Annotated in this window: 13 protein-coding genes and 2 pseudogenes; 5 read left to right on the top strand and 10 right to left on the bottom strand. The window is 58.5% G+C overall.

The window, feature by feature from the left end; translation table 11 throughout:
* Window positions 1-18 precede the first annotated feature (18 nt).
* A pseudogene (locus CE491_RS27710) lies at window positions 19-1104 on the top strand (methyl-accepting chemotaxis protein); the annotation flags it as partial.
* 161 nt (window positions 1105-1265) lie between these two features.
* Here CE491_RS27710 and gbcB read toward each other — a convergent pair.
* Window positions 1266-2366 (bottom strand): glycine-betaine demethylase subunit GbcB, encoded by a 1101-nt coding sequence (gene gbcB / locus CE491_RS27705; RefSeq protein ID WP_110951512.1) that lies wholly within the window; start codon window positions 2364-2366, stop codon window positions 1266-1268.
* A 331-nt stretch (window positions 2367-2697) separates the two neighbouring features.
* Here gbcB and gbcA point away from each other — a divergent pair, with 331 nt between their 5' ends.
* Window positions 2698-3996, top strand: a complete 1299-nt coding sequence (gene gbcA / locus CE491_RS27695; RefSeq protein WP_110951511.1) for a glycine-betaine demethylase subunit GbcA — start codon at window positions 2698-2700, stop codon at window positions 3994-3996.
* 828 nt (window positions 3997-4824) lie between these two features.
* Here the strand turns inward: gbcA and etfB are convergent.
* From etfB to CE491_RS27660, 6 genes are all read right to left on the bottom strand, one after another.
* On the bottom strand, window positions 4825-5628 hold the full coding sequence (gene etfB / locus CE491_RS27690; protein ID WP_110951510.1) for an electron transfer flavoprotein subunit beta: 804 nt from the start codon (window positions 5626-5628) through the stop codon (window positions 4825-4827).
* Window positions 5618-6838, bottom strand: coding sequence for an electron transfer flavoprotein subunit alpha (etfA, locus tag CE491_RS27685; RefSeq protein WP_110951509.1), 1221 nt, complete (start codon window positions 6836-6838; stop codon window positions 5618-5620). The genes etfB and etfA overlap by 11 nt, the downstream gene beginning before the upstream one ends.
* Complete coding sequence (dgcB, locus tag CE491_RS27680; RefSeq protein WP_110951508.1) at window positions 6838-8784, bottom strand: dimethylglycine demethylation protein DgcB; 1947 nt, start codon at window positions 8782-8784, stop codon at window positions 6838-6840. The genes etfA and dgcB overlap by 1 nt, the downstream gene beginning before the upstream one ends.
* Before the next feature lie 169 nt (window positions 8785-8953).
* The gene (gene dgcA / locus CE491_RS27670) at window positions 8954-11014 is read right to left on the bottom strand and encodes a dimethylglycine demethylation protein DgcA (protein ID WP_110951507.1); all 2061 of its coding nucleotides are present in this window, start codon (window positions 11012-11014) and stop codon (window positions 8954-8956) included.
* A gap of 15 nt (window positions 11015-11029) precedes the next feature.
* Window positions 11030-11560: a DUF5943 domain-containing protein gene (locus CE491_RS27665; protein WP_110951506.1), complete on the bottom strand. Its 531-nt coding sequence runs from the start codon at window positions 11558-11560 to the stop codon at window positions 11030-11032.
* Between the two features lie 77 nt (window positions 11561-11637).
* Window positions 11638-12615 carry a dipeptidase gene (locus CE491_RS27660; protein WP_110951505.1) on the bottom strand — a complete coding sequence of 326 codons (978 nt, stop codon included), beginning with the start codon at window positions 12613-12615 and terminating at the stop codon, window positions 11638-11640.
* 228 nt (window positions 12616-12843) lie between these two features.
* On the opposite strand from CE491_RS27660, the gene CE491_RS27655 reads away from it, so the two are divergent.
* Both CE491_RS27655 and CE491_RS27650 read left to right on the top strand, forming a co-directional pair.
* The gene (locus CE491_RS27655) at window positions 12844-13248 is read left to right on the top strand and encodes a lysozyme inhibitor LprI family protein (protein WP_110951937.1); all 405 of its coding nucleotides are present in this window, start codon (window positions 12844-12846) and stop codon (window positions 13246-13248) included.
* Between the two features lie 48 nt (window positions 13249-13296).
* Window positions 13297-13719: a DUF3010 family protein gene (locus tag CE491_RS27650; RefSeq protein ID WP_110951504.1), complete on the top strand. Its 423-nt coding sequence runs from the start codon at window positions 13297-13299 to the stop codon at window positions 13717-13719.
* A gap of 173 nt (window positions 13720-13892) precedes the next feature.
* Here CE491_RS27650 and CE491_RS27645 read toward each other — a convergent pair.
* Together CE491_RS27645 and CE491_RS27640 are read right to left on the bottom strand one after the other, a co-directional pair.
* Window positions 13893-14158: pseudogene (locus tag CE491_RS27645) on the bottom strand (hypothetical protein); the annotation flags it as partial.
* A gap of 12 nt (window positions 14159-14170) precedes the next feature.
* Complete coding sequence (locus CE491_RS27640) at window positions 14171-15130, bottom strand: GlxA family transcriptional regulator (protein ID WP_110951503.1); 960 nt, start codon at window positions 15128-15130, stop codon at window positions 14171-14173.
* 314 nt (window positions 15131-15444) lie between these two features.
* Here CE491_RS27640 and CE491_RS30490 point away from each other — a divergent pair, with 314 nt between their 5' ends.
* Complete coding sequence (locus tag CE491_RS30490) at window positions 15445-15822, top strand: hypothetical protein (protein ID WP_199885278.1); 378 nt, start codon at window positions 15445-15447, stop codon at window positions 15820-15822.
* A 43-nt stretch (window positions 15823-15865) separates the two neighbouring features.
* Here CE491_RS30490 and CE491_RS27635 read toward each other — a convergent pair whose 3' ends face one another.
* Window positions 15866-16396 (bottom strand): hypothetical protein, encoded by a 531-nt coding sequence (locus CE491_RS27635; protein WP_110951502.1) that lies wholly within the window; start codon window positions 16394-16396, stop codon window positions 15866-15868.
* Window positions 16397-16596 lie beyond the last annotated feature (200 nt).

The raw sequence follows: 16596 nt of genomic DNA, 5'->3' as shown, positions 1-16596 counted from the left end.
AACGACTCCAAAAAAGAGGCATCGGACCAGTATTCGACTGCCATCACAATGGTAGTCACCCTTCTGATCATCGCCACGGTATTGACCCTGCTGTTCGCCTGGCTCTTGACCAACAGCATCACCCGACCCATTGCTTCGGCTTTGAACGCGGCGGAGGAAATCGCCGAGGGCGACCTGACGCGCACCATCCATGTTGACGGTACTGACGAGGCCGGCCGGCTGCTGGCCGCCATGCTCAAGATGCAGTCAAAGCTGCGCGACACGCTGCAACGCATTTCCGGCTCGGCAACTCAGCTGGCCTCGGCGGCAGAGGAACTCAATGCGGTCACCGACGAAAGCGCCCGTGGCCTGTCGCAGCAGAACGATGAAATCGAACAGGCCGCCACGGCTGTCAACGAGATGACCAGCGCGGTGGAAGAAGTGGCGCGCAATGCGGTGAGCACGTCCGAAGCCTCGAAGAACGCGACAAACTCGGCCAGCGACGGCCGCGATCTGGTGCAGGAAACCGTCAGCGCCATCGAACGCATGAGCAACGACGTGCAAGGCACTGCCACGTTAATTGGCAATCTGGCCGACGAGTCCCGCGATATTGGCAAGGTGCTGGACGTGATTCGCGGCCTGGCCGACCAGACCAACCTGCTTGCCCTGAACGCGGCCATTGAAGCGGCGCGTGCAGGTCAAGCCGGTCGTGGCTTTGCGGTGGTCGCCGACGAAGTGCGCGCCCTGGCTCATCGCACGCAACAATCGACCAGCGAAATCGAGCGCATGATCGGCAGCATTCAGGGCGGCACCGAACAGGCGGTCAACTCCATGCGCAGCAGCACCGAACGCGCCGAATCGACGCTGAACATCGCCAAAGGCGCCGGCGTTGCGCTGGATACCATTAACAGCGCGGTGGTCGAAATCAACGAGCGCAACCTGGTGATCGCCAGTGCTGCCGAAGAACAGGCTCAAGTGGCCCGCGAGGTGGATCGCAATCTGGTCAATATCCGCGACCTGTCGACCCAATCGGCAACCGGGGCCAATCAGACCAGCGCGGCGAGCAACGAGCTGTCGCGTCTGGCGGTTGATTTGAATGGGATGGTAGGGCGTTTCAGGCTCTGACTTGAACGATCAACTGTAGGAGCGCGCTTGCCCGCGATGGCGGCGTGTCAAATGCCTCAGATGGTGGCCGACACAGTGCTATAGCAGGCAAGGTCGCTCCAACACGAAGGTTGGCGGATTTCACATCTCAATCCGCCAGCAATTATTAAGCGATGGATCGATCAATACTCGATCCGCACATCACCCTTCGGCACGCTGCAGCACGACAGGATGTAGCCCTCTTCCACGTCGTCATCGGTAATCCCGCCGTTGTGCTCCATCTCCACTTCGCCACTTAGCTTCATCACCTTGCACGTTCCGCAGATACCCATACCGCACGCCTTGGGAATCATCAGGCCGAGTTTGGCGGCGGCAGCGTGGACGGTTTCGCCCGGCGCCACACGGATGCTCTTGCCGGTGTCGGTGAATTCGACCTGATGCAGTTCGGCAGCATCGACTTGCGGGGCGTCTGCCGCCTGTTCGGCCTGCTCTACGGCGTCAGCCCTGGCTTCCGGCGGCGTCGCACCGAACGACTCTTCGTGATACTGCGCCATATTGAAACCGTTGGCTTCCAGCAGGCGTTTGACGGCGTTCATATACGGCGTCGGGCCGCAGCAGAAGACTTCGCGCTCCATGAAGTCCGGCGCCATCAGCTCCAGCATCTTCTGATTCAAATAGCCACGATATCCGGCCCAAGGCTCGCCCAGGCCGTGCTTCTCACAGACGATGTGCAGCGAGAAGTTGTTAATGCGCGACGCCATCTGCTCCAGCTCGCGGTGATAGATGATGTCTTTGGGGGACCGTGAGCTGTGGACGAACACCATGTCGACGTTGGCGTTGGTGTCGTAGTACCAGCGCGCCATCGACATAACCGGCGTGATGCCGACGCCGCCGCTCAGATAGAGGATTTTCGGATTCGGGAAGTCGATGGCGTTGAACAGCCCGACCGGCCCGTGCACCGCCAGCTCCTGACCTTCATGCAAGGTGTCGTGCAGCCAGTTAGACACCTTGCCGCCCGGTACGCGCTTGATGGTGATCGAAAAGCTGTACGGCACCGACGGCGCGCTGGAAATGGTGTACGAGCGCATGACCGGTACACCTTCGATTTCCAGCTCCAGGGTGACGAACTGACCGGGCTTGAAAAAGAACAGGATCGGCTGGTCGGCCATGAAGCAAAAGGTGCGCACGTCCCAGGTTTCCTGGATCACTTTGACGACCCGCACCAGGTGGCGGCCATTGGCCCAGGTCTGCGTGTTAACGGGGCTCAGGAAACTCTGGGACATGCTTACTCTCCACGGCCGACTGTCGGCCTCTTATGGTGGCGATTCTGCGTAACGCACGAGCCGCCTATTTACCTATCAGCGACATTCACATACTTATGGCGACCAGCCCCGGTCTATAGGGGTTACGTAGTCGGAAACGGATTCGGCCATGTCGCCCATGGATAAGGTTCGCGTCGCGCCCGGCTACACACTCGCCGTCAATCGAATACAGATTTCTCAACCATAAGGACGAGCGACAGAATCCACCGTCGCCTTGCCTGCAAAACCACTCTACACAACCGTATTGGCCACATTCGTAGATCGACGAGAACACGGTCTGAGGACTTGAAAGATGGACGTCACCGCAACTCTGAGCCTGGGCGATCCGCTGGAACCCGCACGCAAGGCCACCGCTGAAATGCTGCAGAACCGCGAGCGTACCTACTCGCTGCCGCAGCCTTTCTATAGCGATGAGCGGCTGTTTGAAATCGACATGCAGGAAATCTTTCAAAAAGAGTGGCTGATCGCGGGCATGACCTGCGAGATTCCGGCCAAAGGCAACTTCCTGACCCTGCAGATCGGCAAGAACCCGATCCTGGTCGTACGCGCCCCGGATGGTTCGATCAACGCCTTCCATAACGTCTGCCGCCACCGTGGTTCGCGCCTGTGCACCAAGGAAAAAGGCAAGGTCGCCAAACTGGTCTGCCCGTACCACCAGTGGACCTACGAGCTTGACGGCCGCCTGCTCTATGCAGGCACCGAAATGGGCGCCGACTTCGACATGAAGCAATTCAGCCTCAAGCCGGTGAACTGCAAGGTGGCTGGCGGCTACATCTTCATCAGCCTGGCGGCCAATCCTCCAGCGATCGACGAGTTCCTGCAGACGCTGAATCACTACATGGAACCGTACGACATGGAGAACACCAAGGTGGCGGTGCAAACCACCCTGGTGGAAAAAGCCAACTGGAAGCTGGTGCTGGAAAACAACCGAGAGTGCTACCACTGCAACGGCTCGCACCCTGAGCTGCTGAATACCCTGCTGGAATGGGACGATGTCACCGACCCACGCGCCGACCAGGCGTTCAAGGACCACGTCGCCGCCTCCGCTGCTGCCTGGGAAGCCGAGAAGATCCCGTTTGCCCACGCCAGCTTCGGCCTGCGCAACCGCATCGTGCGCATGCCGCTGCTCAAAGGCACCGTCTCCATGACCATGGACGGCAAACAGGGCAGCAGCAAACTGATGGGCCGCATCAAGAACCCGGACCTGGGTTCGATGCGCATCCTGCACCTGCCGCACGCCTGGAACCACTGCATGGGCGACCACGTCATCGTGTTCACCGTGTGGCCGATCAGCGCTCAGGAAACCGTGGTCACCACCAAGTGGCTGGTGCACAAGGACGCCGTTGAAGGCGTGGACTACGACGTCGCGCGCCTGCGTGAAGTCTGGGACGCAACCAACGACCAGGACCGTCGCTTGGCCGAGGAAAACCAGCGCGGCATCAACTCCGTCGCCTATCAGCCAGGCCCGTACTCGAAAACCTATGAGTTCGGTGTGGTCAACTTCATCGACTGGTACAGCGCCAAGTTGCTGGAGAACATGGGCGCTGAGCCTGCGCCCTATTTGAAGGGTGTAGCGGTTAACCACGAGTAAGCTTTCTACGCTTGTCCGACGATATCGCGGGCAAGCGCGCTCCTACAGGTGGAATGCATCCGCTGTAGGAGCGCGCTTGCCCGCAATGCGTGTACAGGAGCGACGCTCCTGCTGCTGGTCAAATAATAACCAGCCCCTCCCCGCACAACCCTGCCGCCTCGCCGTGGCATCCGCAAACAACTTATCCACAGAACAACCCACAGCAATTGTGGGGAACTTGAATTTGGCTTGCGCAAAAAATCAGGAAAAACCGTGGCTTACCCCAACTGTCACGATTCATCCACGCGTGATCATATTTTGATCAAACTGTTATAAGCCGCGTATTTGAAGGCTTATAGCGGATCACATACACCTTATCCACAGAAGCGCCAACAGGGATTGTGGGCAACTTCCACGTTTCGTTTTTTGGCTGTGGAAAACAGATCGCTAGGTCGACAATCAGGTGGTGGGCAGGGCTAATCGTCAGAGAAACGGCGGATTGATCAGTTTTTAACCATAATCATGAAAGCCTTTATTTATAAGGGTTCCAGAGGATCGCAAACATCTTATCCACATAATCGCTAACAGAGAATGTGGGCAAAACCGCGGCCCAGACCAAAGCAACCGTGTGGAAAAAACCTTTAAAAACCGATAGATAGATTGATCATTTGTTGATCACCCCCTTGTAAGCTGCGGAACATAGGGCTTTCGTCAATGACCCAACAGCTTATCCACAGGTGGGCTAACAGGGATTGTGGGTATGTGGAAGGGTAAGATAGCGACAGAAGCGGAAGCGCCTGACAGTCAGCCGGGTTTGTGATCAGTAAACTGGCCGCCAGAGAGCGAGCCTCACCGAACCACCCCCTCCTCCACCAGCAGTTTCAATATCGCCGCAGCGCCTTCCTGGGCAGTTACACCCTTTAGCACTTGCCCACCGCCGCCACTGGCTTTCGCCGTCGCCGCTTTCATCCGGTCGGCACCGCTTTTCGCTTTGATGACTTTCAAGCGTTTTGGTCGAGGTTTCGCAGGCGTCAGTTCGGCAGCTGTGAATAACTCGTCAATGACCACTTCGATCTGTTCCACATCAAGCGTGCCGCGTTGGGCCGGGCCGAAGGCGCTTTGGCGAGGTTTGGGCGCGGCGTTATCCACGGTGGCGAGGAATGGCAGACGGACCTTGAGACGGCGGCGCTGGCCCCGTGGCAATGCCTGGAGTACCTGAGCGGTGCCGTTGTTCATTGATTCCACTTCCGCCATGCCCACCACCAGCGGCCAGCCGAGTTTCTCGGCCAACAGGTACGGCAGCATGCCGGAGCCTTCGCCGGTTTCGGCCTGGGTGCCCGCGAGGACCAATTGCACGCCGGATTCGCGTATGTAATCGGCCAGCCCCGGCAGCGCGTCGGCGTCTTTGGGTTGCTCGAGCACATGCAGCTCTTTGAGCCCCATCCCCAAGTAGGCCCTGAGCGCAGGTTCTTCAGCACTGCCGGCGTGGAGGACGTGCAAGTTATCCCCAGCTATTTGCAGACCTAGTTCGACAGCGCGAGCGTCCTGCTCAGCGCGGCGTGGACGACCGGATGTCGGGTGCGCGCCAATGGAAACCAGGCTGATGACGTGCAAGGCGCTTTTATCCACAGGCAACTTATTGTCAGGCTGCATCGCGTTTCGCCCCATTCCGGTAGGACTCGACGGCTTCGATCAGCGCATCGAGGATTGCTGCGCTTTCGCCAATTACTGACAAATCGGCACGTTTGATCATGTCGCAGGTTGGATCAAGGTTGATCGCCACGACTTTGTCGCAGGCGCCAATGCCTTGTAAGTGCTGAATTGCGCCAGAAATACCCACGGCGACGTATACCCGCGCGGTGACCCAAGTACCGGATGCCCCAACCTGGCGATCACGCGTCATGAAACCATCGTCCACCGCCACGCGGGATGCGCCTTCTGTGGCGCCCAACGCCGCCGCGGTGCGATGGAACAATGCCCAATCCTTGACCCCGTTTCCGCCGGAGAAAACAAACTCCGCTTCAGCCATGGGGATAAGTGCCGGATCGACCGCCACGGCGCCAAGGTCTTCGATCCGTGGCAGGCTGCGAGCGATGGCTGTGGACAACTCGACCAGCAGCGCTTCATGACGGGTTTCGCTCACTGGCTCGGCACATTCCGCCGTTGGCAGGATAAGGCGTGAAACGGGGCGTGCCAGGTCTTCAAGACCAGCTCCCGCGCGGCCTGTGGCTTGCTCATCCTTGACTTGCCAGACCCGCGTCGCCGGGCGTTCGCCGATGCTTGCGGCAAACCGGCGGCCCAGTTCACCGCCACCGCTGCGGCTGTCAGGCAGCAACCAATGCCGTGGATCGAACTGGTTATCCACAGCCCGCAAGCCCTGCACACGTTGTTCAGGGCAATAGCCGGCGAATTCGATGCCTTCCATGACCAGCAGTCGATCCACACCCGCAGTGTCGAACGCAGTCTCCTTGTGCTCGCCGAAAACGATCGCCAGCACTGCGCCATCCTGACCCGCCAGACCATGAGCCAAGCCCAACAGGTCGCGGTCGTGGCTGCTCAGGCGTCCGCCGACCATATCCGGCACGACAGCAATATAGAAAGCCGGCGCGGCCACCCGATGCAGCGGCAGTTGCACTTCGACAGACGCCGAGCGCTTGACCGTCCTGCCCTGCTGGACGCCGCTTCGGTCGATACGCTTGATGCCGTTGGGGCCGATGAAACCGATGCCGTGCACGTTCTTGCGCATGACGCCATTAGGCCCCATCCAGCTGGTTTGTACCGGTTGCATGGCCGCGTGCAGCGGGTGCAGTCGGTTGCGGGCGATCCACTCGGCACGAGGGTCGCGGCGAATAATGTCGCTCATCAATGCGCCTCCGCAGGTTCACGTTTGACGGGTACCGGTTTTGCCGGCGCCGCGTCTTCAAGCAGTGCATCGGCCACCAGTTCGGCGATGTCCTTGATCACCGGGCGCGGTTCGACTACGCCTTCGAGCATCGCGGTGCATTGTGGACAACCCACGGCCACCAGCTCGGCGCCGGTTTCGCGGATGTCTTCCATGCGCATGTCGGGAATACGTTGCTTGCCTGGAATATCGGTGATTGGCGCACCGCCGCCACCGCCGCAGCAACGGGAGCGGAAGCCAGAACGCTGCATTTCCTTGACCTCGATCCCCAGCGTCGTGAGCACATAGCGCGGCGCTTGGTACTCGCCGTTGTAACGCCCCAGGTAACACGGGTCGTGATAGGTCACGCTCGAGCCTTTGTGCTGCCCAAGATTCAGAGCGTCATCGCCAATCAGCTCCGCCATGTAGGTGCTGTGGTGCTGCACCAGGTAATTGCCATCGAATGCGCCGTATTCGTTTTTCAGCACGTGGAAGCTGTGCGGGTCGCAAGTGACGATGCGTTTGAAGCTGTATTTGGACAGTGTCTGAATGTTGCGCTTGGCGAGCATCTGGAAAGTGGCCTCATCGCCCAGACGACGGGCCACATCACCGCTGTCGCGCTCTTCAAGTCCCAGCACCGCGAAGTCGACCTTCGCCGCTTTCAGCACTTTGACGAAGGCGCGAAGGGTGCGCTGGTTGCGCATGTCGAACGCGCCGTCGCCGACCCAGAACAGCACGTCGACCGTCTTCTTCTCGCTCATCAGATTGAGGTTCAAATCCGCCGCCCAGTTCATCCGTCCGCCCGGCGCGAAACCGCCAGGGTTATCGGTGGCGATGAGGTTTTCCAGAACTTCGGCCCCTTTGTTCGGCGTCGCGCCCTTTTCCAGGGTCAGGTGGCGGCGCATATCGACAATGGCGTCTACGTGCTCGATCATCATCGGGCACTCTTCCACGCAAGCGCGGCACGTGGTGCAGGACCAAAGGGTTTCAGCATCGACCAAACCGTTGACGATCGGTTGATGAGGGTTGCCGCCATGTTCGCCTACTGCCTTACCCGGATACGGGCTACCCGCGAAGTTGGCATCGGTGCCACCCGCCAAACCGACCACCATGTCCTGAATCAACTTCTTCGGGTTCAGCGGTTGACCTGCAGCAAATGCCGGACATGCCGCTTCGCACTTGCCGCATTGCACGCAGGCGTCAAAACCCAGCAATTGGTTCCAGGTGAAGTCCTTGGGTTTTTCCACACCCAGCGGCGCAGTAGGGTCGGCCAGATCCAGCGGCTTGAGGCCAGTGGAACGACCACCGCCAAAACGTTCGGCGCGACGGTGCCACGCCAGGTGCAGCGCACCGGCGAATGCGTGTTTCATCGGACCGCCCCAGGTCATGCCGAAGAACAATTCGGAAACGCCCCACAACACACCGATCCCCAGGATGATTGCGAATAGCCAGCCGCCGAAGTTTTCCGGGAGGATGCCCGCGACCGGCAGGGTCACCAGAAAGAACGAACCAGAGAACGCCAGCAGGCTTTTCGGCAGGCGCATCCACGGGCCTTTCGACAGGCGACTCGGCGGGCTGCGACGACGCATGTAAACGAAGATCGCACCGACGAACATCACCGCCGACATCAGCAGCAGTGCATATCCCAGGATGCGGTTATGCAGGCCCAAACCGTGGACCAGAATCGCCAGCACGATAGACGCGGCCGCACCGCCCGCCGTCGCGACGTGAGTGTTGGCGATGTATTTATCGCGCGCGACCACATGGTGCAGATCGACCATATAGCGCTTGGGCATCGCCAGCAGACCGCCCAGCAGATCGACCTTGGACGCACGCCCGTTGCGCCACATGGCCACCCGCCGCAAAGCACCCAGGATTGCAAGACCCAGCGCAGTGAACAGCAGGATGGGGAGAAGGGTGTTCAACATGTGTAGCTCCCAAAGACCGGGGGTGTTGCAGGCCAAACGATCTGGATGCCTTGCCCGATACCTGTGGGAGTAAGCTTGCTCACGAAAGCGCCGGATCAGTCGACATCAGCGTCGCCCGACAGATTGCATTCGCGAGCAAGCTCGCTCCCACAGGGTTATCCACAAGCGCCTAAAAATCTTTGCAGAGCCGCAGTGCGTCATAAATGGCGGCATGGGTATTACGCTGCGCCACGCAATCGCCGATGCGGAACAGCAGGTAGCCATCGCCCGGCTGGCTCAACGACGGCTGAGGCTGGATAGCGAACAGGGCGTCGATATCGATCTGGCCCTTGTTGCGCGAATCTTCCTTCAGGCCGTAATACAGCGCTTCATCAGGACGCACGCCGTTCTCGATCACCACCTGATCGACCACCCGCTCCTCTTTGGCGCCGGTGTACTCGTTCTCCAGCACCGCCACCAGCTTGTCGCCTTCGCGGTAGACTTTTTCCAGCATCATGTCGCCAGTCATGATCACTTCTTTCGGGTACATGCTGCGGTAGTAGGTCGGGAACGACGTACCGCCAATGGCCACACCCGGCTTGATGTCGTCGGTAACGATCTCGACCTGGCTGCCTTTGTCAGCGATGAAGTCGGCAACCGACATCCCGGTGAACTCGCAGATGGTGTCGTAAACCAACACGTTCTTGCCCGGTGCCACCTTGCCGTCGAGCACATCCCAGCTGCTGACCACCAGACCTTCAGCCGCGCCCCAATGTTCGTTCTGCTCAAGGAATGGATGACCGCCGACGGCCAGCACCACCACATCAGGACGCAGGTCCATGATGGTGGGAATATCCGCAGCAGTGCCCAGACGCAGATCGACTTTCAGACGCGCCAACTCCAGCTGATACCAGCGAGTGATACCGGCGATCTGGTCCCGTTGCGGTGCCTTGGAGGCCGTTACGATCTGCCCGCCGATGAATTCCTTCTTCTCGAACAATGTCACGTCATGACCACGCTCGGCCGACACCCGCGCGGCTTCCATACCCGCAGGCCCCGCACCGACGATCACCACTTTGCGTTTCACGCCGGTGGTTTTCTCGATGATGTGCGGCAGGCCCATGTATTCACGGGAGGTCGCGGCGTTCTGGATGCACAGCACGTCCAGACCTTGATACTGGCGGTCGATGCAGTAGTTGGCACCCACGCACTGACGAATTTGATCGACCTGGCCCATCTTGATCTTGGTGATCAAATGCGGATCGGCGATGTGCGCGCGGGTCATGCCGACCATGTCGACATAGCCGCCTTCGAGAATCCGCGTTGCCTGATTCGGGTCCTTGATGTTCTGCGCGTGCAGTACCGGCGCCTTGACCACTTCCTTGATACCGGCAGCCAAGTGCAGGAACGGCTCCGGTGGATAACTCATGTTCGGGATTACGTTTGCCAGGGTGTTATGGGTGTCGCAACCCGAACCCACCACACCGATGAAGTCGATCATGCCGGTCTGGTCGTAATACTTGGCGATCTCTTTCATGTCTTCATGGCTGAGACCATCCGGGTGGAATTCGTCACCGCAGATACGCAGGCCCACGCAGAAGTCAGGACCGACTTCCTTGCGCACGGCCTTGATCACTTCCAGACCGAAACGCATGCGGTTTTCGAAGCTGCCGCCCCACTCATCGGTACGCTTGTTGACGCGCGGACTCCAGAATTGGTCGATCATGTGCTGATGCACCGCCGACAGCTCAACGCCGTCCAGACCACCGGCCTTCGCCCGCGCCGCTGCGCTGGCGTAGTTGCCGATCACGCGCCAGATCTCCTCCGGCTCGATGGTCTTGCAGGTCGCGCGGTGCACCGGCTCGCGGATGCCCGAGGGCGACATCAGGGTCGGCCAGTGATCGCCGTCCCAACGCGAGCGGCGGCCCATGTGGGTAATCTGGATCATGATCTTGGCGCCGTGCTTGTGCATGGCGTCAGCGAGGTTCTGGAAATGCGGGATGATCTTGTCGGTCGCAAGGTTTACCGACTTCCACCAGCCTTGCGGGCTGTCGATCGCCACGCTCGAAGAGCCACCGCAAATGGCCAGACCGATGCCGCCCTTGGCTTTCTCCTCGTAGTACTTCACGTAACGGTCGGTGGTCATACCGCCATCAGTGGCGTAGACCTCGGCATGCGCAGTACTGAGGACGCGGTTACGGATGGTGAGTTTGCCGATCTGGATCGGTTGAAACATCGCTTCGAAAGCCATGACGGAAACCTCGACTTACAACGGCTTGACGACGAACAGGCCGTCGTCGTGGCCTTCTTCCGAGCCACCGTAAACCTGCTCGGCCACAGTGCGAACGGAACTGCCTTTGGCCGCGAGAATCTGGTCTATTGCGCCTGCGAACCAGCCAGTGAACATGTAATCGACCTTGCGGCCGACCTTGCCGTAGACGTAAACGAAGGCCGAGTGCTCCAGCTTGACGCTGGCGGTGCCTTTATCCAGGTCGATTTCCTGGATCTTGAACAGGCCCCAACCACGCTGAGACAAGCGATTCATGTAGTGCTCGAACACCGCCACGCCTTCGATACCGTGGCATTCGGCCTCTTTCTCGCACCAGTGCCAGGCGGATTTGTAGCCAGCCTTGTAGAGAATCTCGGCATACGCTTCGGCGCCCAGAACTTCCTCGATGCCCATGTGGTTATTGACGAAGAAATGACGAGGTACATACAGCATCGGCAGGGCATCGGACGTCCAGACACCGGTCTCGCTGTCGACTTCGATTGGCAATTGCGGGGCGATCTTGGCCATGGAAACTTAACTCCAGAAAATTCGTTTGGATGCCCTCTCCGCGAACGGGAGAGGGAAAAATTCAGTAGGTGAGTGCCTTACTCGCCCCAGACGTCCGCAAGCACGCGAACCCAGTTCTCGCCCATGATCTTGCGCACAACGCGCTCGGGGTGGCCGCGCTTGAGCAGGGTTTCGGTCAGGTTCGGGAACTCGCCGACGGTGCGGATGCCCAGCGGGTTGATGATCTTGCCGAAGTTGGTCAGACGGCGGGCGTAGCCCTTGTCGTGAGTCAGGTATTCGAAGAACTCCTGGCCATGACCCTGGGTGAAGTCGGTGCCGATACCGATCGCGTCTTCACCGACGATGTTCATGACGTATTCGATGGCTTCGGCGTAGTCGTCGATGGTCGAGTCGATGCCCTTGGCCAGGAACGGCGCGAACATGGTCACGCCGACGAAACCGCCGTGATCGGCGATGAATTTCAATTCCGCGTCGGATTTGTTGCGAGGGTGCTCTTTCAGACCCGAAGGCAGGCAGTGGGAATAGGTCACTGGCTTCTTCGATTCGAGGATGACTTCCTCGGAGGTCTTGGAACCTACGTGAGACAGGTCGCACATAACGCCGACACGGTTCATTTCTGCAACGATCTCACGACCGAAGCCCGACAGCCCGCCATCACGCTCGTAGCAGCCGGTGCCTACCAGGTTCTGGGTGTTGTAGCACATCTGCACGATGCCCACGCCCAGTTGCTTGAATATCTCCACGTAGCCGATCTGGTCTTCAAATGCGTGCGCGTTCTGGAAGCCAAAGAGGATGCCGGTCTTGCCCAACTCCTTGGCCTTGCGTATGTCGGCGGTGTTACGTACCTGGATCACCAGGTCGCTGTTTTCGCGAATCAGCTTCTGGCTGGAGGCGATGCTATTGACGGTCTGCTGAAAACCTTCCCACACCGAAACAGTGCAGTTGGCCATGGTCAGGCCACCCTTGCGCATGTCCTCGAACAGCTCACGGTTCCATTTGGCAATGATCAGCCCGTCAATAACGATGCTGTCGGCGTGCAATTCGGCTGGGCTCATCAGGCTGTCCCCTTTAGGTTAATCACGCGCCGAAACGTCGGCCGGCGCTTTGGGGCCAGCATATGCCTGAGGGTCGGAGGAGCCGGGTGCAAAAACGACAGAGGAATTGCCGAAAGCGTCAAGAAACGACAAAGGGCGACCGCATGCGTCTGCTGCCTGCGTTTGATAACTGTTCTTTGCCGCGCGCTTGGGCGAGAATTCCCCGTATCACTGAATCGGGAAACCCCAATGAAGACGATTTTTCTGGCTCTGGCTCTATTCGCGACAGGCGCACACGCAGCGGCAAACCCCGACGCCACCCCGTGCGACGGCGTGGACGAGGACAAACAGACCCTGGAATGCTCCGTATACAGCCGCGACACCGCGGTGAAGCTGCTGGATGAGAACTTCGAAAACCTGTTGGAGCGCGTGAACACTCAGTACGGCGCCAACAAGACCGAGGCCAACGATTTCATCGGCAAACTGAAAGCGGCCGAAGACGCCTGGAAAAAACTCCGCGACGCCGATTGCGAAGTTGAGGTGTTCCCCGCCAAGAAAGGCACCAAGGAATTCAACATTGGCCAGAACGACTGCACGGCGCGAATGAGCGATGAGCGCTCGGAATACCTGGACAGCATCCTGCAGCCAGAATAACGGCCGAATGCGCTACCCTGACGCCCTTCATCAGCTCAAGGTATGCACATGAACATCTGCGGCGTAGAAATCAAAGGCAGCGAAGCGATCTTCGCTGTCGCCACTCGCGCATCCGGCGCCCTCGAACATCTGCCGCTGTCGGTCAAGAAGATCGCGCTGGAAGACGATGACGAAGCCGACAACGTCAAAGCCTTCGCCCGGCAGATCGCGAACTTCGTCCGCGAAAACGGCATCGCCCGCATCGCCATCAAGAAACGCAGCAAAAAAGGCGAGTTCGCCGGTGGCCCGACCACCTTCAAGATCGAAACCATCTTTCAACTGCTGGAAAACTGCGAGGTCGTCCTGCTTTCGCCACAGACCATCAACGCCCAGATGAAAAAGCACAGTTTCGAACTGCCTGCCGCGCTGAATAAATATCAGCATGAGGCATACAAGGCGGCGTGTTCGGCGTTGATGAAGGGCGGTAAATAGAAACCTGTAGGAGCGCGATTGTCAGCGTTCAAGCAGCTGCGTTCTGTCAGACAAACCGCGTCATCATTCATCGCGGGCAAGCGCTCCTCTTGGCTGAATCCATTCAAGCGCTACGTTGCCTCAGCCATTCGCCGAACGCTTTATCCTCCAGCGCATAGGCACCGCGACTGGATTTCGCCCAATAATGGGAAAGGCGTGATGCCGGGGCCAAAGAACGGCTGATTTTTGTTCAACACCAGATGCGCCAGCTTGTCTCGATTGGAGCCGGTGAGCACCAGCCGCAATCCGCCGTCGCCGCGCTCTAACCCTTGATTGAGCGCATCGCGTGCAGCCTTTAACACAAACATAGCGTTGAGCCCGCTTCACGGGTCAGGGCGTGATGGGCTTAATCGATGATCAACACGATCATTTTCTGCGCAGCACTGTGCAGCCGCTCAAGCATAATCGAAAATCAAACCACCTTCTGCTCCCGCGCAACCCGCCCACGATCCTCCCGTGGGCACGCTCCATACCGCGCCTTGTAACTACGAGTGAAATACGACGGCGATTCGAATCCGCACGCGATGCTTACTTCCAGAACGCTCATGTCGCTCTGGCGCAACAGTTGCCTGGCTTTCTCAAGCCGGATACCGAGGTAGAAGTTGCTCGGCGTGTCGTTCAAATGCAGGCGAAACAGACGCTCCAGTTGGCGTCGAGTGACTTGAATACCTTCGGCCAGGGCCAGGGTGCTCAACGGTGGCTCGGTGTGTTGCTCCATGACGCCAATCACCTGCACCAGCTTCTTGTTATTGATGCCGTAGCGCGTGGCGATCTGCATCCGTTGGTGGTCTTTGCGCTGACGGATGCGGCCGAGCACGAATTGCTCGGACACCTTGATCGCCAGGTCGGGGCCATGGGCGTGGCCGATCAGGTCGAGCATCAGGTCGATCGACGCCGTGCCGCCTGCTGAACTGATGCGCCGGCGGTCGATTTCGAACAGCTCCTGAGTCGCCTGCAGGCTGGGGTAGGTTTCCTTGAATGCGTCCAGCGCTTCCCAATGCAGCGTCAGGCGATAGCCCTCCAGCAGACCGGCTTCGGCGAGAACGAAGCTGCCGGTGTCGATCGCGCCGAGGGTCACACCCTCCAGATCGAGGCGGCGCAGCCAGTGTTCCAGTGTGGAGGTGTAAAACTTTAGCGGATCGACGCTGGCCATCACGCACAGCGTCGCGCCCTTTTTCAGCGCCTCCAGCGCGGCGTCGGCGTTGACCGACATGCCGTTGCTGGCGATCACCGGCCCGCCGTCGATGCTCAGCACATGCCAGCGATACAACTCGCCCCCGAAACGATTGGCTACGCGCAGCGGCTCCAGCGCCGAGACGAAGCCCATCATCGAGAAGCCGGGCATGAGCAGAAAATAGAAGTTCTGGGACATCAAGTCTGGCTCGGTGAATGGTCGTGGGCCTTACGGATTGGCGCATGGTAAACCGGGTGCCGCAGGGCTGGCGACTGCGCTCAGCGTTTGTGGGGCAGAGCACGGAAAATCATTCGAAAGAGGTCCCCCTTTTGTCATTTGACGCTGTAAAAACTTTGGAATTACGTGATCCACATAGATCAATAAAGCAGTGGAGGGGACCGAGCACGTTCTGAGTGAATATACTGACATCCAGATTAACGATTCTGACGAGCGTCAAAATGAGACATCCACGTCGCCAAGTATGAGTGACCATTACCCTCAAGAGACTTCCCATGACCAGATTATTTATCGTACCGCTGTTTGTATTTACACTGTGTGCACAAGCGCATGCCGCCTGCCTTACTACCAACCACCGTTACTCTTCGGGCGTCCTGGCGGCATCATCAACCACTGTTGTGCATGGCCCCTTTTCCGTTCAGAGCGGGAAAGGCTGTCGAGGTATTATCGAAGTGGGCATTTCCCAATCTGGCAAGGGCGCCAAGCCACAGGTATATCTAGAGGAGCGAATTGGCTCCCAATGGAAAGAGAAGGCAAAAGTGCAAGGAGCGAGCACCAGAATAGCTGTACACGACGGGGTTTACAGAGTCGTCTACCGCAATATCTCCGTAAATCTTGCGAGCTACTCTGGATATACAAAAATCACCCGTTGAATAGGTGTATGGACCGCGATCCCTGATCGCGGCCCGTCCAAGGCTAGGCCTTAACATTGAGGGCCAGATCGTCTCCCGGAGAACTCGCAAACCAGGACAGCACAGCCAATATATGGTTGGCAGACTTTACCCCACGAGTGAACGCCTGAAGTTGCTTGTCCTGACTGTAATTAGGTTGACTTTCGCCGTACTCCCGTTGCTCCTGATATTTCTGATTAAATAACGCAATGGCATTGAATTTAACATCCGTATTTCGTGGGCGCCCCTGTCTATCGCAGTCACTATTTCCCGCGACAAATACAGTTGCTGCGAAATCCTCTGCCAGTCCCAACCGGTACAGCATGCTTCCAAGCATCGCCAGTTCGCGAGTACTGATCGCCGTCATGTCCTTTCCTCGCACGGCAGCTTTCAGCTCTTCGACGCCTTTTAAGCCTTCGTTAGCCACTGCACTTTCTGCTTGCTCATTGTTAAGTATCGTATATTGGTTCACTACCTCGCTCGGCTTTAATATTTTGTCAACATGCGCCCTACTGGCGTACATAATTAAAACTGAACCATTACTACTTACGGCCATTGGAATCTCCCTATAAGTGTCTCCATACAACCTATCGACGCCATAAAAGATTACTCGATGGCACAGACAGGCCAATGCCCGCCGCTTTTCGGCCATCCACGTGGTCGCGTTCACAAAAATGCAAATCGAAGATAAGTCTGGAGCGACTGGCGATCCTGTTGCAGGTCGCTGCTGTGCAAGAGCCTGTCGCCGCTGTGCGT

Origin of the sequence: Pseudomonas bohemica (genome assembly GCF_002934685.1) — a bacterium.
In the GTDB taxonomy this organism is placed as follows: Bacteria; Pseudomonadota; Gammaproteobacteria; order Pseudomonadales; family Pseudomonadaceae; genus Aquipseudomonas; species Aquipseudomonas bohemica.
The sequence above is the reverse complement of the archived record's forward strand: the minus strand, read 5'-3'. Positions and strand labels throughout refer to the sequence as shown.

Bases quoted from the DNA above. Each gene is read 5' to 3' on its own strand.
- dgcB (WP_110951508.1), bottom strand. From the start codon at position 8,784: ATGTTGAACACCCTTCTCCCCATCCTGCTGTTCACTGCGCTGGGTCTT.
- CE491_RS27665 (WP_110951506.1), bottom strand. From the start codon at position 11,560: ATGGCCAAGATCGCCCCGCAATTGCCAATCGAAGTCGACAGCGAGACC.
- CE491_RS27650 (WP_110951504.1), top strand. From the start codon at position 13,297: ATGAACATCTGCGGCGTAGAAATCAAAGGCAGCGAAGCGATCTTCGCT.
- CE491_RS27655 (WP_110951937.1), top strand. From the start codon at position 12,844: ATGAAGACGATTTTTCTGGCTCTGGCTCTATTCGCGACAGGCGCACAC.
- gbcB (WP_110951512.1), bottom strand. From the start codon at position 2,366: ATGTCCCAGAGTTTCCTGAGCCCCGTTAACACGCAGACCTGGGCCAAT.
- dgcA (WP_110951507.1), bottom strand. From the start codon at position 11,014: ATGGCTTTCGAAGCGATGTTTCAACCGATCCAGATCGGCAAACTCACC.
- gbcA (WP_110951511.1), top strand. From the start codon at position 2,698: ATGGACGTCACCGCAACTCTGAGCCTGGGCGATCCGCTGGAACCCGCA.
- etfA (WP_110951509.1), bottom strand. From the start codon at position 6,838: ATGAGCGACATTATTCGCCGCGACCCTCGTGCCGAGTGGATCGCCCGC.
- CE491_RS27635 (WP_110951502.1), bottom strand. From the start codon at position 16,396: ATGGCCGTAAGTAGTAATGGTTCAGTTTTAATTATGTACGCCAGTAGG.
- etfB (WP_110951510.1), bottom strand. From the start codon at position 5,628: ATGCAGCCTGACAATAAGTTGCCTGTGGATAAAAGCGCCTTGCACGTC.
- CE491_RS30490 (WP_199885278.1), top strand. From the start codon at position 15,445: ATGACCAGATTATTTATCGTACCGCTGTTTGTATTTACACTGTGTGCA.
- CE491_RS27640 (WP_110951503.1), bottom strand. From the start codon at position 15,130: ATGTCCCAGAACTTCTATTTTCTGCTCATGCCCGGCTTCTCGATGATG.
- CE491_RS27660 (WP_110951505.1), bottom strand. From the start codon at position 12,615: ATGAGCCCAGCCGAATTGCACGCCGACAGCATCGTTATTGACGGGCTG.